Origin of the sequence: Mesorhizobium sp. B2-8-9, from assembly GCF_006439475.1 — a bacterium.
Lineage (GTDB): Bacteria > Pseudomonadota > Alphaproteobacteria > Rhizobiales > Rhizobiaceae > Mesorhizobium.
In genome coordinates this window covers 17,257-41,928 of record NZ_VFTQ01000044.1, presented here as the reverse complement: position 1 = coordinate 41,928, position 24,672 = coordinate 17,257, and the positions used below count along the sequence as shown (strand labels likewise).

General features: G+C 63.7%; 17 protein-coding genes and 1 pseudogene. 9 read left to right on the top strand and 9 right to left on the bottom strand.

The genetic code is table 11. From position 1 onward, the window contains the following. A partial coding sequence (locus tag FJ423_RS31315) for a toxin TcdB middle/N-terminal domain-containing protein (RefSeq protein ID WP_210239586.1) occupies positions 1-2,709 on the bottom strand: 2,709 nt, incomplete at its 3' end. Positions 2,710-3,136: 427 nt separating this feature from the next. Next, positions 3,137-3,424: pseudogene (locus FJ423_RS31305) on the bottom strand (transposase); the annotation flags it as partial. 239 nt (positions 3,425-3,663) lie between these two features. Between FJ423_RS31305 and FJ423_RS31300 the strand changes: the two are divergent. Next, on the top strand, positions 3,664-4,578 hold the full coding sequence (locus FJ423_RS31300; RefSeq protein ID WP_140847349.1) for a hypothetical protein: 915 nt from the start codon (positions 3,664-3,666) through the stop codon (positions 4,576-4,578). 824 nt (positions 4,579-5,402) lie between these two features. Here FJ423_RS31300 and FJ423_RS31295 read toward each other — a convergent pair. Further along, positions 5,403-5,912 carry a DUF1772 domain-containing protein gene (locus FJ423_RS31295; protein ID WP_140847346.1) on the bottom strand — a complete coding sequence of 170 codons (510 nt, stop codon included), beginning with the start codon at positions 5,910-5,912 and terminating at the stop codon, positions 5,403-5,405. Positions 5,913-6,159: 247 nt separating this feature from the next. Between FJ423_RS31295 and FJ423_RS31290 the strand changes: the two genes are divergently transcribed. Then, positions 6,160-7,872, top strand: coding sequence for an HAD family hydrolase (locus FJ423_RS31290; RefSeq protein WP_140847343.1), 1,713 nt, complete (start codon positions 6,160-6,162; stop codon positions 7,870-7,872). A gap of 32 nt (positions 7,873-7,904) precedes the next feature. On the opposite strand, the gene smc is transcribed toward FJ423_RS31290, so the two are convergent. The 3 genes from smc to FJ423_RS31275 all read right to left on the bottom strand — a co-directional run bounded on the left by smc (position 7,905) and on the right by FJ423_RS31275 (position 12,837). Continuing rightward, on the bottom strand, positions 7,905-11,363 hold the full coding sequence (smc, locus tag FJ423_RS31285) for a chromosome segregation protein SMC (protein WP_140847340.1): 3,459 nt from the start codon (positions 11,361-11,363) through the stop codon (positions 7,905-7,907). 63 nt (positions 11,364-11,426) lie between these two features. Next, positions 11,427-12,173, bottom strand: coding sequence for a DsbA family protein (locus FJ423_RS31280; protein ID WP_140847337.1), 747 nt, complete (start codon positions 12,171-12,173; stop codon positions 11,427-11,429). 154 nt (positions 12,174-12,327) lie between these two features. Continuing rightward, complete coding sequence (locus FJ423_RS31275; protein ID WP_140847334.1) at positions 12,328-12,837, bottom strand: DUF721 domain-containing protein; 510 nt, start codon at positions 12,835-12,837, stop codon at positions 12,328-12,330. 32 nt (positions 12,838-12,869) lie between these two features. Between FJ423_RS31275 and mutY the strand changes: the two genes are divergently transcribed. Both mutY and FJ423_RS31265 read left to right on the top strand, forming a co-directional pair. Further along, the gene (gene mutY / locus FJ423_RS31270) at positions 12,870-14,024 is read left to right on the top strand and encodes an A/G-specific adenine glycosylase (RefSeq protein ID WP_140847332.1); all 1,155 of its coding nucleotides are present in this window, start codon (positions 12,870-12,872) and stop codon (positions 14,022-14,024) included. Between the two features lie 10 nt (positions 14,025-14,034). Next, the gene (locus tag FJ423_RS31265) at positions 14,035-14,646 is read left to right on the top strand and encodes an HAD family phosphatase (RefSeq protein ID WP_140847329.1); all 612 of its coding nucleotides are present in this window, start codon (positions 14,035-14,037) and stop codon (positions 14,644-14,646) included. A gap of 51 nt (positions 14,647-14,697) precedes the next feature. Here FJ423_RS31265 and FJ423_RS31260 read toward each other — a convergent pair whose 3' ends face one another. Then, a complete protein-coding gene (locus FJ423_RS31260) occupies positions 14,698-15,831 on the bottom strand; it encodes a site-specific DNA-methyltransferase (RefSeq protein ID WP_140847326.1) in 1,134 nt (377 codons plus the stop codon). A 173-nt stretch (positions 15,832-16,004) separates the two neighbouring features. Between FJ423_RS31260 and FJ423_RS31255 the strand changes: the two genes are divergently transcribed. Beyond that, the gene (locus tag FJ423_RS31255) at positions 16,005-16,694 is read left to right on the top strand and encodes an HAD family phosphatase (RefSeq protein ID WP_140847323.1); all 690 of its coding nucleotides are present in this window, start codon (positions 16,005-16,007) and stop codon (positions 16,692-16,694) included. 25 nt (positions 16,695-16,719) lie between these two features. On the opposite strand, the gene FJ423_RS31250 is transcribed toward FJ423_RS31255, so the two are convergent. Then, on the bottom strand, positions 16,720-17,463 hold the full coding sequence (locus FJ423_RS31250) for a hypothetical protein (protein ID WP_140847320.1): 744 nt from the start codon (positions 17,461-17,463) through the stop codon (positions 16,720-16,722). A 127-nt stretch (positions 17,464-17,590) separates the two neighbouring features. Between FJ423_RS31250 and thrC the strand changes: the two genes are divergently transcribed. The 4 genes from thrC to FJ423_RS31230 are packed head-to-tail and all read left to right on the top strand — an operon-like array spanning position 17,591 to position 23,798. Next, positions 17,591-18,988, top strand: a complete 1,398-nt coding sequence (gene thrC, locus FJ423_RS31245; protein WP_140847317.1) for a threonine synthase — start codon at positions 17,591-17,593, stop codon at positions 18,986-18,988. Positions 18,989-19,002: 14 nt separating this feature from the next. After that, positions 19,003-20,295: a pitrilysin family protein gene (locus FJ423_RS31240; protein ID WP_140847315.1), complete on the top strand. Its 1,293-nt coding sequence runs from the start codon at positions 19,003-19,005 to the stop codon at positions 20,293-20,295. A gap of 15 nt (positions 20,296-20,310) precedes the next feature. Beyond that, positions 20,311-20,907 carry a GNAT family protein gene (locus FJ423_RS31235; RefSeq protein ID WP_140541542.1) on the top strand — a complete coding sequence of 199 codons (597 nt, stop codon included), beginning with the start codon at positions 20,311-20,313 and terminating at the stop codon, positions 20,905-20,907. A 2-nt stretch (positions 20,908-20,909) separates the two neighbouring features. After that, positions 20,910-23,798, top strand: a complete 2,889-nt coding sequence (locus FJ423_RS31230) for an EAL domain-containing protein (RefSeq protein WP_176476983.1) — start codon at positions 20,910-20,912, stop codon at positions 23,796-23,798. 241 nt (positions 23,799-24,039) lie between these two features. Here the strand turns inward: FJ423_RS31230 and FJ423_RS31225 are convergent, their stop codons facing one another. Beyond that, the gene (locus FJ423_RS31225) at positions 24,040-24,648 is read right to left on the bottom strand and encodes a YqgE/AlgH family protein (RefSeq protein ID WP_140847311.1); all 609 of its coding nucleotides are present in this window, start codon (positions 24,646-24,648) and stop codon (positions 24,040-24,042) included. Between the last annotated feature and the right edge of the window lie 24 nt (positions 24,649-24,672).

Below are 24,672 nucleotides of genomic sequence, written 5' to 3'. Positions count from 1 at the left end.
CACGATCGAGGCGAACCCCAAAAACTTCCGTGCCGCCGGATCGTATTTGCCGCCGGCATATTGATACGTGCTCACCGCCGTCTGGCCGCGGCCGTCGCTCAGCGACAACTTCGTCACCGCATGCACTACCTGCGGCAGGTAGTTGTTCGTCCATCTCGACGACGGTGTGTACTCGACCGCAACCGTGCCGCCGAGCTCCGTCACAATCTGCTTCACCAGGTTCGGATTGCCCGTCCCGGCGTTCGAGATGAACATCGAGCTGTAGTTCGTGAAGTCCGGCAGCCCGTCGCCGTTGAAGTCGCCGACAACAGTGCCCGCCGTCAGCGAAACCGGCAGAGTGAATTGCACCGGCGTCATCGATGCCGATGAGGGGCGCAGCGAGAACACTCTCACCGTGCCGGTTCTACCCCACTGGCTCGTTATTGTGCCACCAATAGTGATGACAGAAGCCTTGCCGCTGTTATCGAAGTCGCGCACGACTGCAGAGGTGCCTGCCATCGCAGAGACCGTATAGCTCTTGAAACCAACCCCGGTCGAAAGCCAGACCTGGCTGTTGCCGTTGGTGCCGTTGTAGAGGACGACGTCCGTCGCCCCGTCGCCATTGATGTCGGCCAGCGCGCAACTGCCTGGCCCCCCATCGTAGGCACCGGTGGAGCATGCAATGCCGTACGACGTACTGCCCGGCTGCCATTTGCCGTTCGACAGCACACCCTTCGTTGAGGTTCCGTTGGGACCCCAGTAGAGCGGCTGCTGTTTGCCATTGCCGAGGAAATCGCCGACGCCGTTGACGGCATAAGTGGAGTTGCTGGCGTTCACGGCATCAACCCCTGTTCCGCTGGCATCGATAATTAGTCCAGGAAGACCGTTGCAGACCGCTTCGTAGCCCGTTGGCGGAGTGGCAGCGCAATTGGCCTTGGTCAAAGCCAACTGCGGATCGCTCGTGAGAATCGAATTGACGGTGACGATCCGAGTGTTGCCGTTTTGACCGAACTCCTCCATGTGCGTTGTCGTGACGACAAAGTCCATTGTATTCTTATTCGCGAGTAATCTCCCCAGGCGTATCCCAGTTCTGTAGCTGTCTGGAAGAACTACAACATGAGATTCGAGCTGCGTTGAGGTGGTACCTGCTGATGCACCGTTAACGCCGAACTTGAAAATATTTTCAAACTGTTTTTCCGTAGTAGTTGTGTCTCCACTGCTTCCACCGCTGCGTTGAGTTGTTGTAATTGTATATTCGCCGAATATTTCGTCGCGGCCGTCAAAATCCAAATCCTCAGCGGACCGGGATAAAACTGTCCCGCCCCCAGATTGGAATGAAGCCGCCACTGTGCCATACACTCCGTCAGCGTTCTGATAAGCCATCTGGGCGATGACCTTCGACGTTCTGCCGGTGATCGTGCCGTCGGCGGCGATTGTCGCGTCGGTGCCGTAGAGGGTGACTTGGGTCAGCCGCGAGGCGTTGGAGAACGGAGCCTGGTCGTAGGTCAGCGCATAGGCACCGCGCACCGCGCCGGACACCGTGATGCCGATGGTCTTGATGCGTTTGTCGGTCACCGAGATATCGCGGCCATTGCCCATCAGGATCAGGTCGGGACGAGTCTCGTAATAGAACTGAATGCTGGTGCCGTTGTAGGTGACGCTCGCCGGATAGCAGGTCGGGCTTGCCGGGCAGGTGTAGTTGTAGGTGACGGTGTTGCCGTTGGTGTCGGTGACCGAGGTCAAGAGCCAGCGATAGCTGAAAGCGAGATCATAGGCCGGCGTGCCGGCCGCCGGATTGAGATTGGCGACGGCGCCCACCGACCGGAAGGTCGAGACGGTGCCGTCCCTGTCGGTCACCTTCCATTCATTGGTGGTGCTGTTCAGCGCAATGCGGCGATAGCTTTCATTCTCGGTCGCATGCGTGCCGCCGGTCGAGCAGGACGGCGAAACCATGCCCGCAACGCAGGCGACCATCGCCTGGCCGTCGAGGAGATAGATGTCGTTGGCATCATAGGCCGGCATGCCATAGCCGGGCGTCGACCGCTCGATGACGTCAATGCCATCGAGGCCCCAGGCGTAACCAAGCCAGCCCTGATAGAGGCCGCCGAGCTTGGTCTTGCGCGAGGAATTGTAGTTGAGCCCGATCTGCGGCTCGATGCCATGGAAGGCAGGCACATCGATGGCAATCGAATAGCCGAGATTGCCGTTGCCGGCGGCCTTGGGCAGATCCACCTTCGGCGTGCCGATCGCTTCGGGATCGCCGCTGGTCGTGGTGGTTGTCGCGGCGGTCGCCGCCTGTGCCGCAGGCTCCTCGGGCGCTGCTTTCGTATCGCCGGTCTTGGCGGTCTTGTCGGTTGTCTTCGCGCCAGTCGTCTTGCTGTCGGCGGCCTTACTGTCATCCGTAGCGCTGGAGCCATCAGCATTCTTGGCATCGTCCGGCTTGGCGCCGACCTTGAACGCCGCATCCGGGCTGCCGGTGACGTGCGTGGTGCCGGAACCGCCGGCCTGCGGCTGATCCGTTGTTCCTGAAGTGTTAGGCGCGGACGATTTGAAACCTGCTCCGCCATTGCCAAGGCTAATTGCCGGCGAAGATGTATTGATCGAAGAGCCTTGCGCCTGCTGGGCAAACGCTACTATGCCTTCACTTCGGCTAATATAAGATACCGCAGAAATATCCGCGCCGACAACCCAAGCCGCAAGCACTGCCGCGCCAACAAGCAACCGCTTCATGAGACCACCCGAGCAAGTTGCTTATCGATAATTAAACCAAAAATATTAGATATGACATCTGACTGTCACAACAAAGTTTTCCACAGAGTTATTTCCTCGGCACCTTCAGTGGGGTGTACAGATCGGCGCCCTTCCCTTTTCGGCTGCTTCCTCGGTGCTTGGATGCGCTCCCCAGCGAACGGACGGCGTCCACATCTTCCGCCTTGTCTAAACAGCGGCGCTCTCTACGTCCCGGTCTTGCCCTCGCGGCGCAAAGAACTGAGTTGCGTGGCAAGCGGATTCACGCGCCGAACGGCGGACAACACACGCTCTGACGACAGCGCAGCGTGATCGCGAGGTGATCAGGCGATTGGCCTGGATGCTGGCGCGCCGACCGTAACCGGTTGTGTGCGTCAAGTTCTGCAAAACGGGGCGGCCATGAGGCTGGTCATGCGGCTTGGCGCAGAGCGAGCTTCGTGTGCTCGCGCAGGTCGTCCATGTTGATGTAGCGGTTGGCCTCCATCCAGTTTTCGTTGGTTTCGACGGCCAGCACCCTGACCAGGCGCAGGCAGCTTTGGGCGTTGGGGAAGATGCGCACGACATAGGTTCGGCGCCTGATCTCTTCGTCGAGGCGTTCCAGCATGTTGGTCGACTTCAGGTGCTTGTGGTGCTGACGCGGCACGCGAAAGAATGTCAGCGTGCGCTCGATGGTCTCCTCCACCCACGTCGTCAGCCTGGATTCTGACCGGTTCCGAAAAACACCTGATCGTCGCCAATGGCGACCGAGGCCCGATCGGAGACCCCTCGACCGGCAAGGGGGAATGGGGTGACTATCTTGCGGTGCGGCCCGTGCATCCTGGCGGCAAGCTATTTGCGGCCACCGGTTACACGATGAAGGGACCGGGCAACGGATCGAACCGCGATGTCACCCCGCGCTTCGTAATATTCGGACGAGCGCGTAATGGCGCAGGAGGCATGGGCATCTCACCGGTGCCGCCCCTACCCACGCCGCCGCCGGCGCTGCCACCTTCAGGGATCGACGACCTCAAAGCGCCGTTCGGCGACGTCAACACACTCGCTACGGTGCCGACGGCGGTCGCGGTCGCCGTCAAGGCGGCGTGCGCCGCGGAGGGGCAACAGGCCATGCCGGCCGACCAGGACATGGTTGTCGGATTGAAGATGGTCACCAAGCCTGGCGTGGAGCGCTGGTCGATCAAGACCGGCACCGATCGGGACGTGGCACTTGTCGGAAAGAATGTGATCGGCGGCAAGAAGCTCGCCACAGGCATCGTCGAGACGACGATCGAGGAGCTCAACCTAATCGGCCGGCCGGCGGACATGCGTCCGCCGACCATCCTCTTCCCGAGCTACCAGGAACGCCGGCGCGGGCCGGTAGAGTTCACGGTGTGGCGCATCGAATGCGACGTGATTGGGGTCAAGCTGGAGAAGGACGGAGACTATCACCTGGTCCTGCAAGGGGCGAGCAGCAAGATGATGGTTGGCGAAGTGCCGACGCCGCGCCCACCATTCATCGACGAAGCCGCGCCGTGGCTGCAGAACATCAAGGACGTCAGGCAGGCAGTTGACGACAAGTTGATCGCGCCGCTGTCGCCGCACGACTTCGTGCAGCTCAACGACACCCTGGTACCCCGCGACGCCGTCAGCGACGATCAATTCCTGCTGCAGCCGATGGCATTAGAGAGGCTGCCAGTCTCGTTCCGCACGCCGCTAGACGAAGCCCTGGAGATGCCAACTTTTGAGGCGAAAGTAAAGCAGACCGCGGCGCGCATTACTGGCGTCGGATTCTTCGACCGCATCCATGGCGCCACCGGCACCTCGCCGCTAAACGGCATCGAGTTGCACCCGATCCTGAAGATCGAGTGGCTATAGGGACGGAGACGTTAGCGCGACGCCAAAGCGACGCGCGGCAGGTATCCCCGTAGTACGTTGGCGCAGCGCATGGTCGGTCGTCTCAACGGACCAGTGGCCCCGCCCTTGCTGAAATCCGGCGAGTGCCCTCGATCAAGCCTGTCCGATAGAAGGCGCATGCATCCCGACCTCCTTCACCAGTGCCCACAATTCGACGGGCCTCTTCTCGGCGGGCCAAGAATCCAAGGATCGCCGGGAGGAGCCGAGTTCGAGCCTGAACTCCGTTTGATGAGCAAGGTAAAATAAGGACCATGCCCGACCAATTCCCCTCGACTGCTCAGGACATCGCGCGTGGGCCGAATTCCTCAATGGCTTCGTTGCCAACGGCGCTAAACTCGGCATGGTCGGGGGTATCTTAGTCTGTCAGCGCTTTGTCTTGCATATGCTGCTACCGCCGAAGGCACCCCAATGCTGCAATGGTGCGAAACTGCATCGAGCATGTTGCAGCTAGATTGAACTCTGATCATCCGCTTTGCGGAGCGGGACCAGTCTCGGTTTAACGAAATATGCGGCGCAAAGTGCCGTTTATTATTCGGAGATGCGTGGTAGCGCGCTATCCGAACAGCGCACGCGCCATTAGCAGGGGCCTTACAAACCGTCCAAAAAGCGAATCTAATATCCTGCTTTGTCCATAAGCACCCGCAATTCGGGCTGAGGCGCTACCCAGAAAGTTCGAAAAGCTTCCAAGAACCCCAGCCAACCTCCACATCAGCGCCAAGCTCGAACGGACGATCGGCCAACGCGTTTGAAGCATCGCGTGGTTTGACCGGAAAGCCGGTCGGACATCAGGCGCCTTTAATGGCGATTGCGGTGGTGAGCAAGATCAGGCTCAGCATCGCCAGTGTCGCGCGGATAACGTGCGATAGTTCCCAGCGGTTGCGCAGCGCCGTCCACTCCTGCGCTGGTGGGAGCGGAGCTCCGTCGCTGCCTTCAGTCGCGAAGAAGCGCTTGGCCGGCGCGTTCAATTCCACGTCCTGCAGCCAGTGCTTGTTGACCGGCTGGGTCATGAACCAGAAGACAAACTGCATGGCGAGGAGCGCGATCAAGGCGCCGGTGGTCAGCCAGACATGGAGCGCACCGCTCGACGTCAGCATCAGCGCAAAAGTCGCGAGGATCCCACCGATCTCCGCGATGCCGCCTCCAATCGTGAAACCCGGGTAGTAGATGCGTTGGACAACGAAATACTCTTGCCTGCCGAGTAGCAACTTGCCCGGCAGCTCCAGCGCGTGGGCGAGCGCCATGGCCATCGCACCGGCCACAAGGACGACGGTCAGGACCTCCAGAAAGACATACATCGGATCGGCCTCTCACTCCAGCTCGAGCGCTTGTGCGGAAGCAACCTCGTCAAGACCGAACGTGATCCTGCCGACCGGGTTCCCGTCGGCGCACGCTCCAATTCCGCTGGGCGACGCTGTATGCGCCGTGAGCTGGGCGAAACACCGCGATCGTTTCGACGCCAACCATTGGCCTAAACCTTTTCCGCCGACAGGCGTTGTTCGTTCCAGACGGACCGACAAATACCGTTCGGAGAGGTTTCAACCGATGTATTTCATGGCATTGGCCACCGATTATGATGGCACGCTGGCGCATGATGGCCTGGTCGCGGCCAGCACGATCTCGGCGCTGGAGAAGCTGAAGAAGTCCGGGCGCAAGCTGATCCTGGTCACCGGACGGGAACTGCCCGACCTCAAGGAGGTGTTTCCCGAACTTTCCCTGTTCGACAAGGTGGTCGCCGAAAACGGCGCGCTGGTCTACACGCCGGCCAGCGAGGAAGAGCGCACGATCGCCCCCTCGCCTTCCGCGGATCTTGTCGACAGGCTCAAAAAGCGCGGCGTGAAGCCGCTGTCCGTCGGCCGCTCGATCGTCGCCACCTGGGAGCCGCACCAGGCCACCGTGCTCGACGTCATCAAGCAGCTTGGGCTGGAGCTGGAGATCATCTTCAACAAGGGCGCGGTGATGATCCTGCCTTCCGGCATCAACAAGGCGACCGGGCTGGCGTCGGCGCTCGAAGACCTGAAGCTGTCACCGCATAACGTCGTGGCCGTTGGCGACGCCGAAAACGACCATGCCTTCCTCAGGTCGTCCGGCTGCAGTGTTGCGGTGGCCAACGCGCTGCCCGCCGTCAAGGACACCGCCGACCTCGTCACCAAGGAGGCGCGCGGCAAGGGAGTCGAGGAGTTGATCCGCAAGCTGATCAAGCACGATTACCTGCTGGCTAAGGAACGTTTGCGCGGCGTGCTGCTCGGGACCTCACGCGGCAAGGACATCTACTTGTCGCCGATGGAAACGGTGCTGATCGCCGGCAGCTCGGGCATCGGCAAATCGACCTTGGCCACGGCGCTCACCGAGCGGCTGGTCGAAAAGGGTTTGCAATTCTGCATTTTCGACCCCGAGGGCGACTATGACGGACTGAAAGGCGCGGTGCCGCTCGGCAACGGCTCGACTGCACCGAACAAGGAACAGTTGCTGGAATTAATCGAGAAACCGCAGACCAATATCGTGGTCAACGGCCTGGCGTTGAAGGTCGATGAGAGGCCCGATTTCTTCGCTGAATTGCTGCCGGGTCTCGGCAATGTCCGCTATCGCACGGCAAGACCGCATTGGCTGATCATCGACGAGGCGCATCATTTGATGCCCAAGCGACGCGGGGATACGCGATCCGTGCTTTCGATCGAGCTGCCCGGCACGGTGCTGATCACTGTCCATCCGGAAGCGATCTCGACCGATGCGCTCGGCCTGGTGACGGCGGTGATTGCGCTTGGGCCCAAGGCGAAGGGCGTGATCAAGACCTTCTGCAAGGAAACGGGGCTCCAGGCTCCAAAGAGCATTCCGCTGCCCAAGGGCGACCGGGTACTGTTCTGGCGGCCGCACGACGGCAAGAAGCCGTTCACGGTAAAGGCAATCGAGCCGGACCAGTCGCTGAAGCGCCACAGCCGCAAATATGCCGAGGGCGAGCTCGACGAGGCAGGCAGCTTCTACTTCACCGGTCCGAAGAAGGCGATGAACCTCAGGGCCCACAATCTCATCATCTTCGCGCAGATGGCGGAAGGCATCGACGACAAGACATGGGAATACCATCTGCGCGCCGGCGACTATTCCAAATGGTTCCGCCAACAGATCAGGGACAAGGACCTCGCCCGAGAAACGGCTGAGGCGGAGAAGAACAAGGCATTGTCGGCCGACGAGAGCCGCAAGCTGGTGATCGACGCCGTGCGGAGGCGCTACACGGCGCCTGCTACGGCTGCGGAGACGTAGAGCAGGTTCGCCAGCCTGAACCGGCCGAGCTCTCAGCTCGCCTCGCGCATCGCTTCGGCAGCCTGCAGATCGACCGAGACCAGCTGGCTGACGCCCTGCTCGGCCATGGTAACGCCGAACAGCCGGTCCATGCGCGCCATGGTGATGGGGTTGTGGGTGATGATGACGAAGCGTGTCTCGGTGGTCTTCGACATCTCGTCCATCAAATTGCAGAAGCGCTCGACATTGTGGTCGTCGAGCGGCGCGTCGACCTCGTCGAGCACGCAGATCGGCGCGGGGTTGGTGAGGAACACCGCGAAGATCAGCGACATGGCAGTCAGCGCCTGCTCGCCGCCGGAAAGCAGCGTCATGGTCTGCGGCTTCTTGCCGGGCGGGCGGGCGAGGATTTCCAGCCCCGCCTCCAGCGGATCCTCCGACTCGATCAACTGCAGCTCGGCCGTGCCGCCGCCGAAAAGATGCGAGAAGAGCCGCTGGAAATGGCCGTTGACCACCTCGAAGGCCGACAGCAGCCGCTCGCGGCCCTCGCGGTTGAGGCTCTGGATTGCCTGGCGCAGCTTGCGGATCGCCTCGATGATGTCCTCGCGCTCGGAAACGATGGTTTCCAGCCTGTCGGACAGTTCCTTCTGCTCCTCCTCGGCGCGCAGGTTCACGGCGCCGAGCCGCTCGCGCTCGATCTTCAGCCGGTCGAGCTGGCGTTCGATCTCGGCCATGTCGGGCATCGGATCGTCGGCTTCGAGGCCGGTATGCTTGATGACCAGATGTGGCGGCGTGTTCAGCGCCTCCTGGATGCGCGCCTCGACCTCGGCGCGGCGTTCATCCGCCGCGGTCAGCCGCTCCTCGGCGCGAACGCGGGTTTCGCGCGATTCGGCGAGCGACTGGATGGCAGCTGTGGCCGCCTTGTCGAGCTCCGCCTGCTTGTTTTCCGCCTCCTGCAGGCGGTCGCCGGCAGCCTTGCGCAGCGCCTCGGCCTCGGAAAGCTGCGTCAGCAGGGCACGGCGCTTGGCGTCGATCTCGTCGGGCGCATCGGCCAGCCGCTCGCGCTCGGCTTCGGCTTCTGCCTTGCGCTCGCCAAGGGCGGCGATCTGCGTCGAGGCATTTTCGGCGCGCTCCACCCAGTTTTTGCGCTCGGCGCCGATGGCGTCCAGCCGGCGAATGCGCGCCTCGGCCTCGCGCCGCAGCCCTTCATGCACGGCGCGTGCATCGGCAAGCGTGGCGCGGTCGCGCGAGACGTTGGCGGCAGCCTGTTCGAGCTGAAGCTGCAGGTCGCCGAGATCGGGCGCGTCCTTCAGCATCTCCTCGGCTTCGAGGAAGGAGGCCTGCGTCTCCTCGTGGCTGTCAACGATGCGAGCGCGTGCCTCTTCTAGCGCGGCGCGCCGGCTCAACAGCTCGCCGCCAGCCTTCTCGGCCTCGGCCAGCGCGTTACGCGCGGCATCCAGCGCATGCTGGGCATCGCGGCCGGCCTGGCGAGCATTGCGCTCGGCCTCACTTGCCAGGCGCATCGCCTGCTCGGCGCGAGCCAGCGCTTCCTCGGCCTCGCGCACGACGCGCGTCGCCTGCACGGCTTCGGCATCGAGCTCGGCCAGGCGGTTCTTCTGCGCCAGCCGCTGCGCGGCGGCGGTCGGGGCATCTGCGCTCGCGGTCAGGCCGTCCCAGCGCCAGAGCGCGCCGTCGCGGCTGACCAGCCGCTGGCCGGGCGCAAGCTGCGCCTGAATACGACGGCCGTCGGCGCCGTCGACGATGCCGATCTGCGCCAGACGGCGCGCAAGCTGCGCCGGCGCGCGCACCACGCTGGCAAGGCTCTTCACGCCTTCAGGCAGCGCCGCATCGCCGGGCTGCACCGCGCTTTCACCCCAATGCACCGGGGCGCTGCGGTCGAGCGGGACGTCGAGATCCTCGCCAAGGGCCGCGCCAAGCGCGGTTTCATAGCCGCGCTCGACATTGATCTGCTCCAGCACGGACGGAAAGAGATCGCCACTGGCGGCGTTGAGGATCTTGGCCAGCGTGCGCGCTTCGGTCTCGATGCGCGCCAGTTCGGCCCTTGCATCCTGCAGCGGCGGGCGGGCCGCGCTTTCGGCGGCGCGAGCCTCGGCGACGGCCTGCTCGGCGGAAATGGCGCCGGCCTCGCTCTCTTCCAGCCGAGCCAGCGCGTCCTCGACCAGCAGGCGCTTTTCGGCCGGATCGGGCAGGCCGGAAATCCGCGCGACGATATCGGAAAGCTCGCGGTCGACGTCGGCGAGCTGGCGCGCGAAGCGGTCGCGGCGCTCGGCGGTCTCGCGCAAGCTACGCTCGATCTGGTGGCGCGAGGCAGCCGCCTCGGCGCGCTCGGCGGTCAGCGCGGCAAGTTTTGCCTCGCTTTGCGAGAGCGTCGCGCCGGCCTGCTCGAAGGCGGCGCGCGTGGTCGCCTCGCGCTCGGCAGCACCTGCATTTTCCGAGTTGAGCTCGGCTTCCTCGGTGCGCAGGCGCTCGAGGATGTCGGCATTGTCGCGCACCATCCGCTCCTCGCGGGCGATGTCGGCGTCGAGCTGCTGCAGCCGGCGTTCGAGCTCGGTCTGGCGCGCACGGATGCGGCCGGCCTCTTCCTCGATCTGGGTCTTGGCGATCGACAGGCGCTGGAAGGCGGCGGCGGCGGCGGCTTCGGCGTCGCGCAGATCGGGCAGCCGGTGCGCGGCGATGCCCTGCTCCCTGGCCGCCGCCATCTGGGCGGCGGCGCGGTCGCCGACCAGCGTGGTGGCGACGGCAAGCGCTGAACGCGCCTCGCCTTCCTGCGCCTTGGCCAGCGTCCAGCGCAGATGCAAGAGCGTTGCCTCGGCCTTGCGGATATCGGCCGACAGGTTCTTGAAGCGCGAGGCCTGGCGCGCCTGGCGCTTCAGGCTCTCGATCTGGCCTTCCAGCTCGCCGACGACGTCGTCCAGCCGCTCGAGATTCTGCTCGGCACCCTTCAGTCTGAGCTCGGCTTCATGACGGCGCGTGTGCAGGCCGGAAATGCCTGCCGCCTCTTCGAGCAGCGCGCGACGGGCCTGGGGCTTGGCCTGGATCAGCTCGCCGATGCGGCCCTGCCCGACCATCGAGGGCGAGCGCGCGCCGGTCGATTGGTCGGCGAACAGAAGCTGCACGTCCTTGGCGCGCGCTTCCTTGCCGTTGATGCGGTAGAGCGAGCCCGCCTCGCGCTCGATGCGGCGCGACACCTGCAGCTCATCGGCATCGTTGAAGGCGGCGGGTGCCGTGCGGTCGGTGTTGTCGAGGAAAAGCGTGACTTCGGCGGTGTTGCGCGCAGGCCGCGCACCCGAGCCCGAGAAGATCACGTCGTCCATGCCGGACGCGCGCATGTTCTTGTAGGAGCTTTCGCCCATCACCCAGCGCAGCGCTTCGACGAGGTTCGACTTGCCGCAGCCGTTCGGCCCGACAATGCCGGTCAGCCCGCGTTCGATGACGAACTCGCCGGGCTCGACGAAGGACTTGAAACCAAGGAGGCGAAGGCGCGAGAACTTCATTCGCGCCGCCCGACACTACAGGGGTGCGCGCCGAAGCCGGACCGCTTCGGCGCGGCCTGGATGTCAGAGCAGAGGGTCGATGATGGCCGACATTTCCTCAATCGACATCGCCCCTTTGTAGGTCTTTCCATTGATGAAGAAGGTCGGCGTCGAGTCGACCTTGAACTCGTCCGCTCCGCGTTTCTGGACTGCTCTCACATCGTCCAGAAGTTTCTGGTCCGTCAAGCAGGACTCAAAGGACTCCTGTGTAAAACCGGCCAGCTTGGAGATCTGCAGCAGCGCTTCCTTGGTATTGCTGACGCCAACCCAGCTCGGCTGCTGCTTGAACAGCACGTCAACCATGGCGAAGTAATTATCCTTCGAGCAGCGCGCCAACATGAAGCCGGCCTCCGCGCTCGGGTCGAATGGGAATTCGCGCAGGATGTAACGGACCTTGCCGGTGTCGATGTATTTCGACTTCAACTGAGGGAAGGTGGTGTCGTTGAAATGCGCGCAATGCGGGCAGGTCATCGATGCGTATTCGACGATTGTGACCTTGGCGTCGTCCTTGCCGAGCTGCTTGTCGGGCAGCGCGCCGGGCTTCAGCAGCTCCGCCATGTCGACGGTGCCCTGCGCCTCGGGCACCTGGGCCGCCGCCGGCGTCGCGGCCGGCTTGGCAGGCGTCGACGGGTTGGCCGGCTTCACATCGGCGGCCTTGGCCTCCTCGCCGGAGTCGCTGCATGCTGCAAGCAGCGCCACCGCAGGAACAGCAGCCAGCGTGGTCAGAAGGTTTCTGCGAGACAGACTTTTGCCAAACGGGGCACGGTTCATGCGAATCACCTGATATCGGTTGGATTTTGCAATGCAAGGGCTAGAAAAGGCGAGAGTTGGCGCGAATTAAGGCATCGCGATCCTCAATCCAATCGGGAAACTTGATCACAAGCATCACGAATGCGCGAGATCGGTAACGCATTCATGACGCTTCTTACGACCCTTTGGGCTTCCTTTCACCCATAATTGTAGCGCCGAGCCGCTCCAGCGAAGCGCGCAGGCCGTCGTCCTGGATCTTGCCGACCATGCGCGAAAGCTTCGATTTTTCGGCCTCGCTCAAAGGCCGCGGCGCTGGCTTTGGGCGCGCCTTTTGCGAAAGCACCGGTTTTTGCAGGATCTTGATGCGGCCGACCGCGTTGAAACCCAGGAAGGCGTTGACGCGGTTGATCACCTCGCCGGCCTCGTGCTGCAGATGCAGCGCGGCCATGCCCTCGCAGGCGATGATCAATGTCGCCGGCTCGAACGGGTCGTCCTCATGCAGCCGGCGCGGCCACTGGATTTTTTCCGGCCGCGAATGGCTGGCGAGCCGAGGCCCGGCGATTTCTTCCCAGGACTGCACCAGCCCGATCGAGATGCCGGCGCGCTTCTTCAGCACCGGATCGAGGATCTCGGTCGCGAGATCGCTGACCGGAACGGGATTGCCGAAGGGCCTTTTCCCTGCCATGTGCGTTCTCCAGTCCCCAGCTCATCCGATCAATGGCACCACTAAACCAGACCCGCAAGGCATCACAGCAGGCCGCATCCGGCGACGCGGGATCCGGAGATACCAGCAAAGCTGGATCCCGGGATATCGGGGCCTGCCTGCTTGCCTGGTATGATGCGCATCATCGTGACCTGCCCTGGCGTGTGACGCCAAGCGCGTTTGCGCGCGGCGCAAGGCCCGACCCCTATCGCGTCTGGCTGTCCGAGGTGATGCTGCAACAGACCACGGTCGAGGCGGTAAAAGCCTATTTCCGCAATTTCGTCGAGAAATGGCCGACGGTCGAGGCGCTGGCGGCGGCACCCGCCGAGGACGTGATGAAGGCGTGGGCCGGGCTCGGCTATTACTCAAGGGCGCGCAACCTGAAGGCCTGCGCCGACCTCGTGGCGCTGCGAGGCGGCCGCTTTCCCGACACCGAGGCCGGCCTGCGCGAATTGCCGGGCGTCGGTGCCTACACCGCTGCGGCGATCGCGGCGATCGCCTTCGACCGGCCGGCGGCGGTCGTCGACGGCAATGTCGAGCGGGTCGTGACCCGGCTCTATTCGATCGAAACACCGCTCAGCGAAGCCAAGCCGCAGATCCGAGCGCTGGTCGAAAAGCTGGTACCGCAAACGCGGCCCGGCGATTTCGCCCAGGCGATGATGGATCTCGGCGCGACGATCTGCACGCCGAAGCGCCCGCGCTGCATGCTGTGCCCCCTGCGCGAGGATTGCAGCGCCATTCTCAACGGCGATCCGGAACGCTTTCCGGTCCGCCTGCCGAAAGGCGACAAGCCGCTGCGCAAGGGTGCCGCCTTCGTCGCCGAGCGCGACGACGGCGCCATCCTCTTGCGCAAGCGGCCCGACAAGGGCCTGCTCGGCGGCATGACGGAGGTGCCGACCACCGCCTGGACCGCCAGGGTGGATGGCGCGACGACGGCGGATGCCGCGCCTTTTCCCGCCGATTGGCGGCGCGCCGGGCAGATCGGCCACGTCTTCACACATTTCGCGCTCGAGCTCGACATCTTTCATGCCCATGTCAAGCGCGATGCGCCCGACGGGTATTTCTGGTCGCTGGCCCATGAAATTTCCGGGGAAGCGCTGCCCACCGTCATGAAAAAGGTAATCGAGACGGCCATACCGGGCGCGACCAAAAAGCAGCACCCGCATTGAAAGGACCGCAATGACCGAAATCCGCCATATCGTCTTCGACATCGGCAAGGTGCTTATCCATTACGATCCGGACATTCCATTCAGCCGCCTGATCCCCAATGCCGAGGAGCGGCGGTGGTTCTTCGACAATGTCTGCACAAGCGCCTGGAACATCGAGCAGGACCGTGGCCGGACCTGGGAAGAAGCCGAGTCGTTGCTGATCGCCGAGCATCCCGCCCATGCCGAGAACATCCGCAACTTCCGCCGCCACTGGCACGATATGGTGCCGCATGCCTATGACGACAGCGTCGCGCTGCTCGAGGGCCTGATCGATGACGGCCGCGACGTGACCCTGCTCACCAACTGGGCGTCGGACACATTCCGCGAGGCTCGCGCCCGTTTTCCGTTCCTTGAAAAGCCGCGCGGCATCACGGTCTCCGGCGACATCGGCCTGATCAAGCCGGACCGCGCCATCTACGACCATCACGTCGCTTCGTTCGGGCTCGATCCGGCGGCTTCGCTATTCATCGACGACAGCCAGAAGAATGTCGACGGCGCCAAGGCCGCCGGCTGGCAGGCGGTGCTGTTCACCGACGCCGAGACGCTTAAAGCAGACCTTGAGCGGCTGGGGATTGCTGCCTGATCTGAATCACTTGCGGCGATCCGTTGATGTTTTGGTTCAGCTTCAGGCGAATCAGCCCCCCGCCCGCTCCATGCCGAGGCGGGCAATGCGGCGCAGCTCGTCGATCGGGGTCAAGCCGCCGCTGCGCTCATAATGCCAGAAGGTCCAGCCATTGCAGGCATCCAGCCCCTGCACCTCGGCGCCGATCTTGTGGATCGAGCCAGCGCTTTCGCCGATGGCCAGCGTGCCGTCGGCGCGCACTTTTGCCGCCCAACGTTTCTTGGCGTCGTAGAGCGTGGCGCCCGGCGCCACCAGGCCATTGTCGATCAGGCTGATGAAGGCGACGCGCGGTTCGGCGCGCTTGCCGGAAAGCACGGTGAGATCGGCGCTTTCCAGCGGGCGCACCGCGGCGATGCGCTCATTGGCGGCATCGATATAGGCTTGCTCGCGCTCGATGCCGACAAAGTGGCGGCCAAGGCGCTTGGCGACAGCGCCGGTGGTGCCGGAACCGAAAAAGGGATCGAGCACGACGTCGCCCGGCTTCGTCGAAGCCATCATGATGCGGGCAAGCAAGGCTTCCGGTTTCTGCGTCGGATGCAGCTTGTTGCCGTTCTCGTCCTTCAGCCGCTCGCCGCCGGTGCAGATCGGGAAAAGCCAATCGGAGCGCATCTGCAGGTCGTCGTTCGAGGCTTTCAGGGACTCGTAATTGAAGGTGTAGCCCTTGGCCTTCTGGTCGCGCGAGGCCCAGATCATCGTCTCGTGCGCGTTCTGGAAGCGCCGGCCACGGAAATTCGGCATCGGGTTGGTCTTGCGCCAGACGATGTCGTTCAGGATCCAGAAGCCGAGATCCTGCATGCGGGCGCCGACGCGGAAGATGTTGTGATAGGAGCCGATGACCCAGATGGTGCCGCTGGGCTTCAGCACGCGGCGCGCCGCGAGCAGCCAGGCACGGGTAAAGGCGTCATAAGCCTCGAAACTCTCGAATTGATCCCAGTCGTCGTCGACGGCGTTGACCTTGGACTGGTCGGGCCGGTGCAGGTCGCCGTCGAGCTGCAGATTATAGGGCGGGTCGGCGAAGATGATGTCGATCGACTTTTCCGGCAGGCGGTCAAGCGCGGCGACGCAATCGCCTTTCAGGATGGTATCCAGCCATTCGGACCGCTGGGGAGCGTGGGAAAGCTCGTCGAGAAGACGCATGGCAGACATCAAAACACCCAAAGCACGCGTTACGGTTTACTGACTGTTATGGTTACCGATCAGCGTAAACATTCAGTGAAGGCTGCAGACGCTTGCTCGGTTTGCGAAGAGCGGCCTGTTGGTGTATGCCGCACCGCTTGGGCCAGCCATGCCACGCTCCCCTTCTCAACGTCCGGATTGCCATGCCCCAGCCAGACCTTGTCATCTTCGATTGCGACGGCGTGCTCGTCGATTCCGAAATCATTGCCGCGCGCATCGATGCGGAGCTTCTGACGTCGGCCGGATTCGAGATTTCGGCCGAGGAGCTTGCCGAGACCTATGCCGGCCTGACCTTCAAGGACATCATGTTGCGGGTCGAGGAGAAGTCGCGGATCCCATTCCAGGCCTCGCTGATCGACCGCGAGGAGGAACTCGTCGACCGCAAGCTGCGCGCAGACGTGCGCATCATCGACGGCGCTCGCGAGGCGGTGGCGGCCGTAACCGCGCCGCGCGCCGTCTGCTCCAATTCACGCACTGAGCGGGTCGAATTCATGCTAGAGAAGGTGCGGCTGCTGCCGTTCTTCGCCGGCCGCATCTTTTCGGGCCTCGATATTCCCAGCAAGAAGACCAAGCCGGCGCCGGACGTGTTTCTCTACGCCGCCGAAAAGCTCGGCGCCAAGCCGAAGAACACTTTCGTGATCGAGGATTCCGTGCACGGCATCGCCGGCGCCAGGGCCGCCGGCATGCGCGTCATCGGCTTCACCGGCGCCGGGCACAGCTATCCGGGCCATGCCGATGCGCTGACCGAGGCCGGCGCCGAAACGGTCATCCGGCGCTGGGCGGAGCTCAACAGCACGATCGCGGCGCTGTCGGAGTGGTCGGAAGACGCTTGAGGATCGTTCGAATCCTGGCCCTTGCTCAGTTCGTCGCCGGAGCGCGCTTCTTCCTCTTGCCTTTCGGCTTGTCCGCCGAGGCGACCGGCGTGTTCTCGTCATAGCCGGCATAGGCCTGGTAGTCGCGCGCGGTCGGCTCCGGTACCACGACATTGCTGTCGACGAAGACGAATTGGGTAGCGGCCGATGGGTCGGTAACCTGCACCTGGTACGGATGCAGCTGCGAATAAAGCACCTCCTCGCCATGCTGAACCGCGATGCGGATCGGCATGGTGACGGTGCCGGGCGCGAACATCGGCCCCGGCACGATCTTGCCGGCGACGGCTATCTTCATCGACATCTGGCCGTTGGCATGGGTGCAATCGCGCGTCACGTCGGTGATCGACGCCTGGTAGATAATCTTCGACGGATCGTGAGCGGGATCGATCGGCTGGCCGTTGGGTCCGGTCTGCGCGGCCGCGGCGGCTGCCTCGGCCTCGGCGTCGGCCGCGGCGTCAACCCTCTTTTTCTTGGGCTTCGCCGTCGTGCCCTTGGCATAGGTGTTGAAATAGGCAGTGCCGTCGCGCAGCGTCACCTTCGGACAATAGGCTCGCAACTGGCTGGCGAGGATCTTGGGATCCTGCGGCGGCGGCGGCGCGACGGGATCCTTCTTGGTTAGACCAAAGTTAAGAATACCATTGTCGCTCGATTGGCAGCCGGCGGCGGCAAGCATAAAGCCGGTGAGCGCCAGACCCGCGACAAAACGACGGTTGACCGAATAAAACGCCATGAAACTGCACTTCCCTCTCACAAAGCCGGTGACGTATAGCAACCGCGCGGCAAAAATGCGACTGAGCGGGCTCGGAAAATTAACCAATTGCCGTGGATGACGCGACCGGCAGCAACAGGCCTTGACGATGCAATATGTGAGTACCCGCGGGGATGCGCCCGCGCTTGGATTTTCCGACGCTGTGCTGGCCGGCCTGGCGCGTGACGGCGGGCTCTACGTGCCGCGCGAGTGGCCACAGTTTTCGGCCGCCGACATCCGAGCCATGCGCGGCCTTGCCTATCCGGACCTTGCCATCCGCGTGCTGACGCCGTTCCTCGGCGGCGAGATCGCGGCGCCCGTCTTCAAGCGGCTGGTGCGCGAGGCCTATGCGACTTTCCGGCATGAGGCCGTCTGCCCGCTGGTGCAGACCGGGAAAAACACCTGCATCCTCGAGCTGTTCCACGGCCCGACGCTGGCCTTCAAGGACGTGGCGATGCAGTTGCTGGCGCGACTGATGGATCATGTGCTTTCGGAACGGGGCAAACGCGCCACCATCGTCGGCGCGACCTCGGGCGACACCGGGGGTGCCGCGATCGATGCGTTCGCCGGCCGCGACCGCACCGACATCTTCATCCTGTTCCCGCACGGCAAGGTATCGCCGGTGCAGCAGCGCCAGATGACGACGTCGAGCGCGGCAAACGTCCATGCGCTGTCGGTCGAAGGCAATTTCGACGACTGCCAGGGCCTGGTTAAGGACATGTTCAACGACCACGCCTTTCGCGACAGGGTGTCGCTGTCGGGTGTGAATTCGATCAACTGGGCCCGCATCATGGCCCAGATCGTCTATTACTTCTCGTCGGCCCTGTCGCTCGGCGCGCCCGACAGGCCGGTCTCCTTCACCGTGCCGACGGGCAATTTCGGCGATATTTTCGCAGGCTACGCCGCCAAGCGCATGGGCCTGCCGATCGAGCGGCTGATTATCGCCACCAACGACAACGACATCCTGGCGCGGACGCTGGCGAGCGGCGAATACCGCACCAAGGGCGTGTTCGCCACGACCTCGCCGTCGATGGACATCCAGGTGTCGTCTAATTTCGAGCGGCTGCTGTTCGAGGCCGCGGGCCGCAATGCCGAGACGGTGCGGCGCTATATGAACGGCCTGAAGCAGTCGGGCGCCTTCACCATCGAGGAGGGCGAGCTCAAGCGCATCCGCGCCGAATTCGACGCCGGCCGCGCTAGCGTCGACGAGGTCGCCGCCACCATCCGCGCGACGCTCGAGGCGAGCAACTACCTGCTCGATCCGCATACGGCCGCAGCCGTCCGTGTCGCCGCCACCCAGGACTCCGGCGCGGTGCCCATGGTGGTGCTCGGCACCGCGCATCCGGCGAAATTCCCGGCGGCGGTCGAGGCCGCAAGCGGCATCACCCCTGCCCTGCCCGCATGGCTAGGCGGCTTGATGACAGCCGACGAAAAATACACGATACTTCCATCCGACTTGAAAATGGTGGAAGATTACGTGGACCGCCACTCGCGGGCGGCGCGTTAGGGAGTACTTGCCATATGGGTGTTGAGGTAAGCCGTCTGTCGAACGGCCTGACAGTCGCCACCGAAACCCTTCCAAGCATCGAATCGGTTGCCCTTGGTGTCTGGGTCAAGTCAGGCGCCCGCAACGAGCGCGACGAAGAGCATGGCATGGCCCATCTGCTCGAGCACATGGCGTTCAAGGGCACGAAGCGCCGCAGCGCCTTCGAGATCGCCTCGGAAATCGAGAATGTCGGCGGCGAGATCAACGCCGCCACCAGCGTCGAGACGACCTCCTACTACGCCAGGGTGCTTTCCGACGACGTGCCGCTGGCGGTCGATATCCTGGCCGACATCCTGCAGGAATCCGAATTCGATCCCGACGAGCTGGAGCGCGAGCAGCATGTGATCCTGCAGGAGATCGGCGCCGCGCACGACACGCCCGACGACATCGTCTTCGACCGCTTCACCGAAACGGCTTTCCGTCATCAGACCATCGGCCGCTCGATCCTCGGCACGCCGGAGACCGTCAAATCCTTCACCTCCAAACAGTTGCACAGCTTCATCGAGCGCCAATATGACGCGGAGCGGATGGTCGTCGTGGCCGCCGGCGACGTCAAGCACGACAATTTCGTGCACGAGGTCGAGAAGCGGCTTGGCGGCTTCCGCGGCAAGGCGGCGGGCAATATCCCGCAATATGCGCAATATGTCGGCGGCGACTTCCGCGAGGACCGCGACCTGATGGATGCGCAGATCGTGCTCGGCTTCGAGGGCCGCGCCTACCATGTGCGCGATTTCTACGCCTCGCAGGTGCTGTCGATGATCCTGGGCGGCGGCATGTCGTCGCGGCTATTCCAGGAGGTGCGCGAGAAGCGCGGCCTCTGCTACTCGGTCTATGCCTTCCACTGGGGTTTTTCCGACACCGGCATCTTCGGCGTGCACGCCGCCACCGGGCAGAGCGACATCGCCAAGCTGGTGCCGGTGATCATCGGCGAATTGCAGAAGGCCGGCGAGAGCATCCAGCAGGACGAGCTCGACCGGGCGCGGGCGCAATATCGCGCCGGCCTGATCATGTCGGCCGAAAGTCCAGCGAGCCGCGCCTCGCAGATTGCCCGGCAACTGCTGTTGTTCGGACGACCGATCGCCAAAGAGGAATTGATGGAGCGGCTTTCGGCGCTGACCGTCGAGCGGCTGACCGATCTCTCCTCGCGGCTGTTCTCGACTAAGCCGACGCTTACCGCGGTCGGTCCCGTGGGCACGCTGGCGCCTTACGAGGCGATCCTCGAATCGCTTGCGGGCCCGCAGACGACGGCCCGCCGGCTCGCCGTCTGATCTTCGACCAAAACCGTGTTCGCGCTCCCTTTCTTTCGCCGCGACCTGCCGGCACTGAAGGGCGACAAGGTCACGCTGCGCGTGCCCTTGACCAACGATTACCGCGAATGGTCGGCGGTGCGCGGCGAAAGCCGCGCCTTCCTCGAACCCTGGGAGCCGCGCTGGCAGCCGGACGAGCTCGACCGCAATGCCTGGCGCCTGCGCATCAGCCGCTACCGCGAGGATTATGCCCAAGGCACGGCCATCGCCTTCTTCATCTTCGAAAAATCGAGCGGCAAGCTCGCCGGCGGCATCACGCTCGGCAACATCCGCCACGGCGTCGCGCAGAGCGGCCATATCGGCTACTGGATCGGTGAACGCTTCGGCGGCCGCGGCATGATGACCGAGGCGGTCAAGCTGGTGTCGCGCTTCGCCTTCGATACGCTGCGGTTGCACCGGATCGAAGCTGCCTGTATTCCCGAAAATGCCCGGTCGATCCGTGTGCTTGAAAAAGCCGGATTCCGGCGCGAAGGACTTCTGCGATCCTATCTCAGGATCAACGGCATCTGGCAGGATCACTACCTCTACGCCCGGATCGCGGACGATCCGCCGGGCGATGGAACGAAGGGCTGATTGTGACGAATTTTCCGCGATTAGCGTCGCTATTCGCCCTCATCATGACGGTCGTCGTCACGCTTTTTTCGGCCATGCCGGCTTTTGCCGTCGAGCCGATCAAGATCGCGCGCGACGACAAGGCGCTGGACCTATCGCGCGCCGTGGAAATCTACCGGAACCAGGGTGAGAATTTCCAGGTCTCGACGGCCCCCGGCCCCGACGGCATCGTGCGGCGCATCGAGGTGGAAGCCAATGACGCGCGCTCGAGCGGCGACTGGGCCGTCTTCGCGCTCGCCAACACCACCGACCAGCAGCTCGACCGGCTGATCGTCGCGCCGCATTTCCGGCTGGTGAATTCCGGCATCTTCTGGCCGGATCTCGGCTCCACGCGCATCGCCGCCATCACGCCCAGCGAGGGCTTCGCGCTCGACCGCCAGACAAGCCCCGACGCCGACGTATTCCGGGTGACGCTGAACCCCGGAACGGTGGTGACCTTCATCGCCGAGCTCGCCTCGCCGAAACTGCCGCAGGTCTATCTCTGGGAGCCGGATTCCTACAAGGACTCGGTCAATTCCTACACGCTGTTCCGCGGCATCGTCATCGGCATTTCGGGGCTTCTTGCGCTGTTCCTGACGATCCTGTTCGTGGTCAAGGGAACCTCGATGTTCCCGGCGACCGCGGCGCTCGCCTGGGCGGTGCTGGCCTATATCTGCGTCGACTTCGGCTTCCTCAACAAGATCATCGAGATATCGCCCGGCAACGAGCAGATCTGGCGGGCCGGCACAGAGGTGGCCTTGGCCGGAACCTTCGTGGTGTTCCTGTTCGCCTATCTCAACCTCAACCGATGGCATGGTCATTTCAGCTATGGCGCGCTGGTCTGGATCCTAGGGCTCTTGTTGATCGCGGGGGTCGCCATCGTCGATCCGGCGGTCGCCGCCGGCGTTGCCCGCATCTCGTTCGCCGCCACCGCGCTCACGGGTCTCGGCCTGATCATCTTCCTCGGCATCCGCGGCTATGACCGCGCGATCATGCTGGTGCCGAGCTGGGTGATGGTGCTGCTATGGCTATGCGGGTCGTGGATGGCGATCACCGGCATGCTGGACAACGACATCGCCCAGCCGGCGCTGGGCGGCGGGCTGATCCTGATCATCCTCTTGATCGGCTTCACGGTCATGCAGCACGCCTTTGCCGGCGGCGCGCTGCATCAGGGCCTGTTCTCCGACCTGGAGCGGCAGGCGCTCGCCGTCGCCGGCTCGGGCGACATCGTCTGGGATTGGGACGTGCTGCGCGACCGCGTGGTGACTAAGCCCGACATCAGCCTGCAGCTCGGCCTTGCGCCCAACAGCCTTGGGGGTGCGGCCCGCAACTGGCTGCCGGTGCTGCATGCCGACGACCGCGACACGTTCCGCACCACGCTCGACGTGGTGCTGGAGCATAGGCGCGGCAAGGTAGCGCAGAACTTCCGCCTGCGCGGCGCCGACGGCCATTACCACTGGTTCTCGCTGCGCGCCCGCCCGGTGATCGGCTCCGACGGCGAGGTGATCCGCTGCGTCGGCACCATGATCGACGTCACCGAGCAGAAGAAATCCGAGGAAAGGCTGCTGCACGACGCCGTGCATGACAATTTGACCGGCCTGCCGAACCGCGAATTGTTCATGAACCGGCTGGAAGCGATCATCTCGATCGCCCGCACCGAGGAGAAGGTGCGCCCGACGGTCTTCATCATCGACATCGATCGCTTCAAGCAGGTCAATGACGGCCTTGGCATCTCCGCCGGCGACACCATTCTGCTCACCGTCGCGCGCCGGCTGCACCGGCTGCTCAAGCCGAAGGATTCGCTGTCGCGCTTTGCCGGCGACCAGTTCGCGCTGATGCTGCTTTCGGAACAGGATCCGGCGCGCATCGCTGCCATGGCGGACGCCATCAAGCACGCGATCAACAATCCGATCACCTTCGCCAAGCGAGAAATCGTGCTCACCGCATCGATCGGCCTGATCACCTGGACGACGGCGCAGACTTCGGCCGAGGACATGGTCAAGGACGCCGAGCTTGCCATGCACCAGGCCAAGCGTTTCGGCGGCGACAGAATCGAGCCCTTCCGTCCCGCCTTCCGCACCGTCGGCACCGACCGGCTGCAGTTCGAATCCGACCTTCGCCGCGCCATCGAGCGGCGCGAGTTCACGCTTGCCTATCAGCCGATCGTGCGGCTGGAGGATGGCAGCGTCGCCGGCTTCGAGGCGCTGCTGCGCTGGGATCATCCGCGCCGCGGCATGATCCCGCCGGGGGACTTCATTCCGGTCGCCGAGAATTGCGGGCTGATCGTGCAGCTCGGCCTGTTCGCCATGCAGCAGGCGGCCGAGGACCTCGCCACCTGGCAGAAGCAGATCGGCGACGCGCCGCTCTCGGTCTCGGTCAACCTGTCCAGCCGCCAGCTCATCCGCCGCGACCTGGTCAGCGACGTCCGCTCGGTCATCGCGCGCGCCAATCTGAAACCGCGCTGCTTCCGGCTGGAACTCACCGAGTCCCTAGTGATGGACAATCCCGAGCAGACCGCGCATGTGCTGACCAAGCTGAAGCAGCTCGGCATCGGACTGTCGCTCGACGATTTCGGCACCGGCTATTCCTCGCTCTCCTATCTGACGCGCTTCCCCTTCGACACCATCAAGATCGACAAGAGCTTCGTCGACGACGCCACGCCGAAGCGTGCCGTGCTGCTCAAATCGATGGTCAACATGGCGCATGAGCTGGGGCTTTCGGTCGTGGCGGAAGGCATTTCGGATGAAAGCGACGCGCTGGAGCTGCGCCAGATGGGCTGCGAATATGTGCAGAGCTTCATGTTCGGCGCGCCGATGCCCGGCGACCAGGTGCTGAAGACGCTGAGGGAGCAGTATCCGCTGACCCAGGCTTAGGTTGGCGCGCTTGATGCGGCCGGTCGTTCCAATCGAGTAGCGAGACACTCTGCGATTGGCCGTTACGTCCATCACATCGTCATTCTCGGGCTTGACCCGAGAATCCATTCCGTGACGTTAACGCATTGAAAAGCGTTGCAGAGTTCTGCACCGCTGCACTCTATGCTCGATGTAACGGCATGGATCCTAGGGTCTGCGCGCGTCGCTTCGCTCCTTGCTCCGCCCTAGGATGACGAACGGGCTAAGCGTGCCCGGCGGCGGCGCTCAGATGGGCGAGGTCGATGCCGATCGAGGCAAGGATACGGTCGTATTTGCGCTCGATATCGGTGTCGAAGAGAAGCTCCGGCGTCGCCGGACAGGTGAGCCAGCCATTCTCGGAGATCTCCGTTTCGAGCTGGCCGGCGCCCCAGCCGGAATAGCCGAGCGCCATGAGGGCATGGCGCGGGCCGCGGCCGGTCGAGATGGCGCGCAGAATATCGACGGTTGCCGTCAGACAGATATCGTCGGAGACGTTGAGCGAGGATTCCACGCGATAGTCGCCCGAATGCAGCACGAAGCCGCGGCTGCGGTCGACGGGCCCGCCGTTGCGCACGACGAAATCGCGCGTATGCGCCGGCAGGCGGATCGCTTCCTGCTCGTTCATGATGCCGAGTTGCACAAGCAGGTCCGGAAACAGCATCTGCTGCGTCTGATTGATGATCAGGCCCATCGCGCCCTCGTCGCTATGGGCGCAGATGTAGATGACGGAGCGCGCGAAACGGCCGTCCTTCATGCCGGGCATGGCAATCAGGAACTGATCGTCGAGGAAACCGCGTCCGGCGGCCGACTTCTTGTGGCGCAGCAAGTCCATGGCCTCAGCGTAACGCGTTTCGGC

Excerpts from the sequence above, each read along its gene's own strand:
- FJ423_RS31300 (WP_140847349.1), top strand. The coding sequence starts at position 3,664 with ATGGGCATCTCACCGGTGCCGCCCCTACCCACGCCGCCGCCGGCGCTG.
- FJ423_RS31295 (WP_140847346.1), bottom strand. The coding sequence starts at position 5,912 with ATGTATGTCTTTCTGGAGGTCCTGACCGTCGTCCTTGTGGCCGGTGCG.
- FJ423_RS31290 (WP_140847343.1), top strand. The coding sequence starts at position 6,160 with ATGTATTTCATGGCATTGGCCACCGATTATGATGGCACGCTGGCGCAT.
- smc (WP_140847340.1), bottom strand. The coding sequence starts at position 11,363 with ATGAAGTTCTCGCGCCTTCGCCTCCTTGGTTTCAAGTCCTTCGTCGAG.
- FJ423_RS31280 (WP_140847337.1), bottom strand. The coding sequence starts at position 12,173 with ATGAACCGTGCCCCGTTTGGCAAAAGTCTGTCTCGCAGAAACCTTCTG.
- FJ423_RS31275 (WP_140847334.1), bottom strand. The coding sequence starts at position 12,837 with ATGGCAGGGAAAAGGCCCTTCGGCAATCCCGTTCCGGTCAGCGATCTC.
- mutY (WP_140847332.1), top strand. The coding sequence starts at position 12,870 with ATGGCACCACTAAACCAGACCCGCAAGGCATCACAGCAGGCCGCATCC.
- FJ423_RS31265 (WP_140847329.1), top strand. The coding sequence starts at position 14,035 with ATGACCGAAATCCGCCATATCGTCTTCGACATCGGCAAGGTGCTTATC.
- FJ423_RS31260 (WP_140847326.1), bottom strand. The coding sequence starts at position 15,831 with ATGTCTGCCATGCGTCTTCTCGACGAGCTTTCCCACGCTCCCCAGCGG.
- FJ423_RS31255 (WP_140847323.1), top strand. The coding sequence starts at position 16,005 with ATGCCCCAGCCAGACCTTGTCATCTTCGATTGCGACGGCGTGCTCGTC.
- FJ423_RS31250 (WP_140847320.1), bottom strand. The coding sequence starts at position 17,463 with ATGGCGTTTTATTCGGTCAACCGTCGTTTTGTCGCGGGTCTGGCGCTC.
- thrC (WP_140847317.1), top strand. The coding sequence starts at position 17,591 with ATGCAATATGTGAGTACCCGCGGGGATGCGCCCGCGCTTGGATTTTCC.
- FJ423_RS31240 (WP_140847315.1), top strand. The coding sequence starts at position 19,003 with ATGGGTGTTGAGGTAAGCCGTCTGTCGAACGGCCTGACAGTCGCCACC.
- FJ423_RS31225 (WP_140847311.1), bottom strand. The coding sequence starts at position 24,648 with ATGGACTTGCTGCGCCACAAGAAGTCGGCCGCCGGACGCGGTTTCCTC.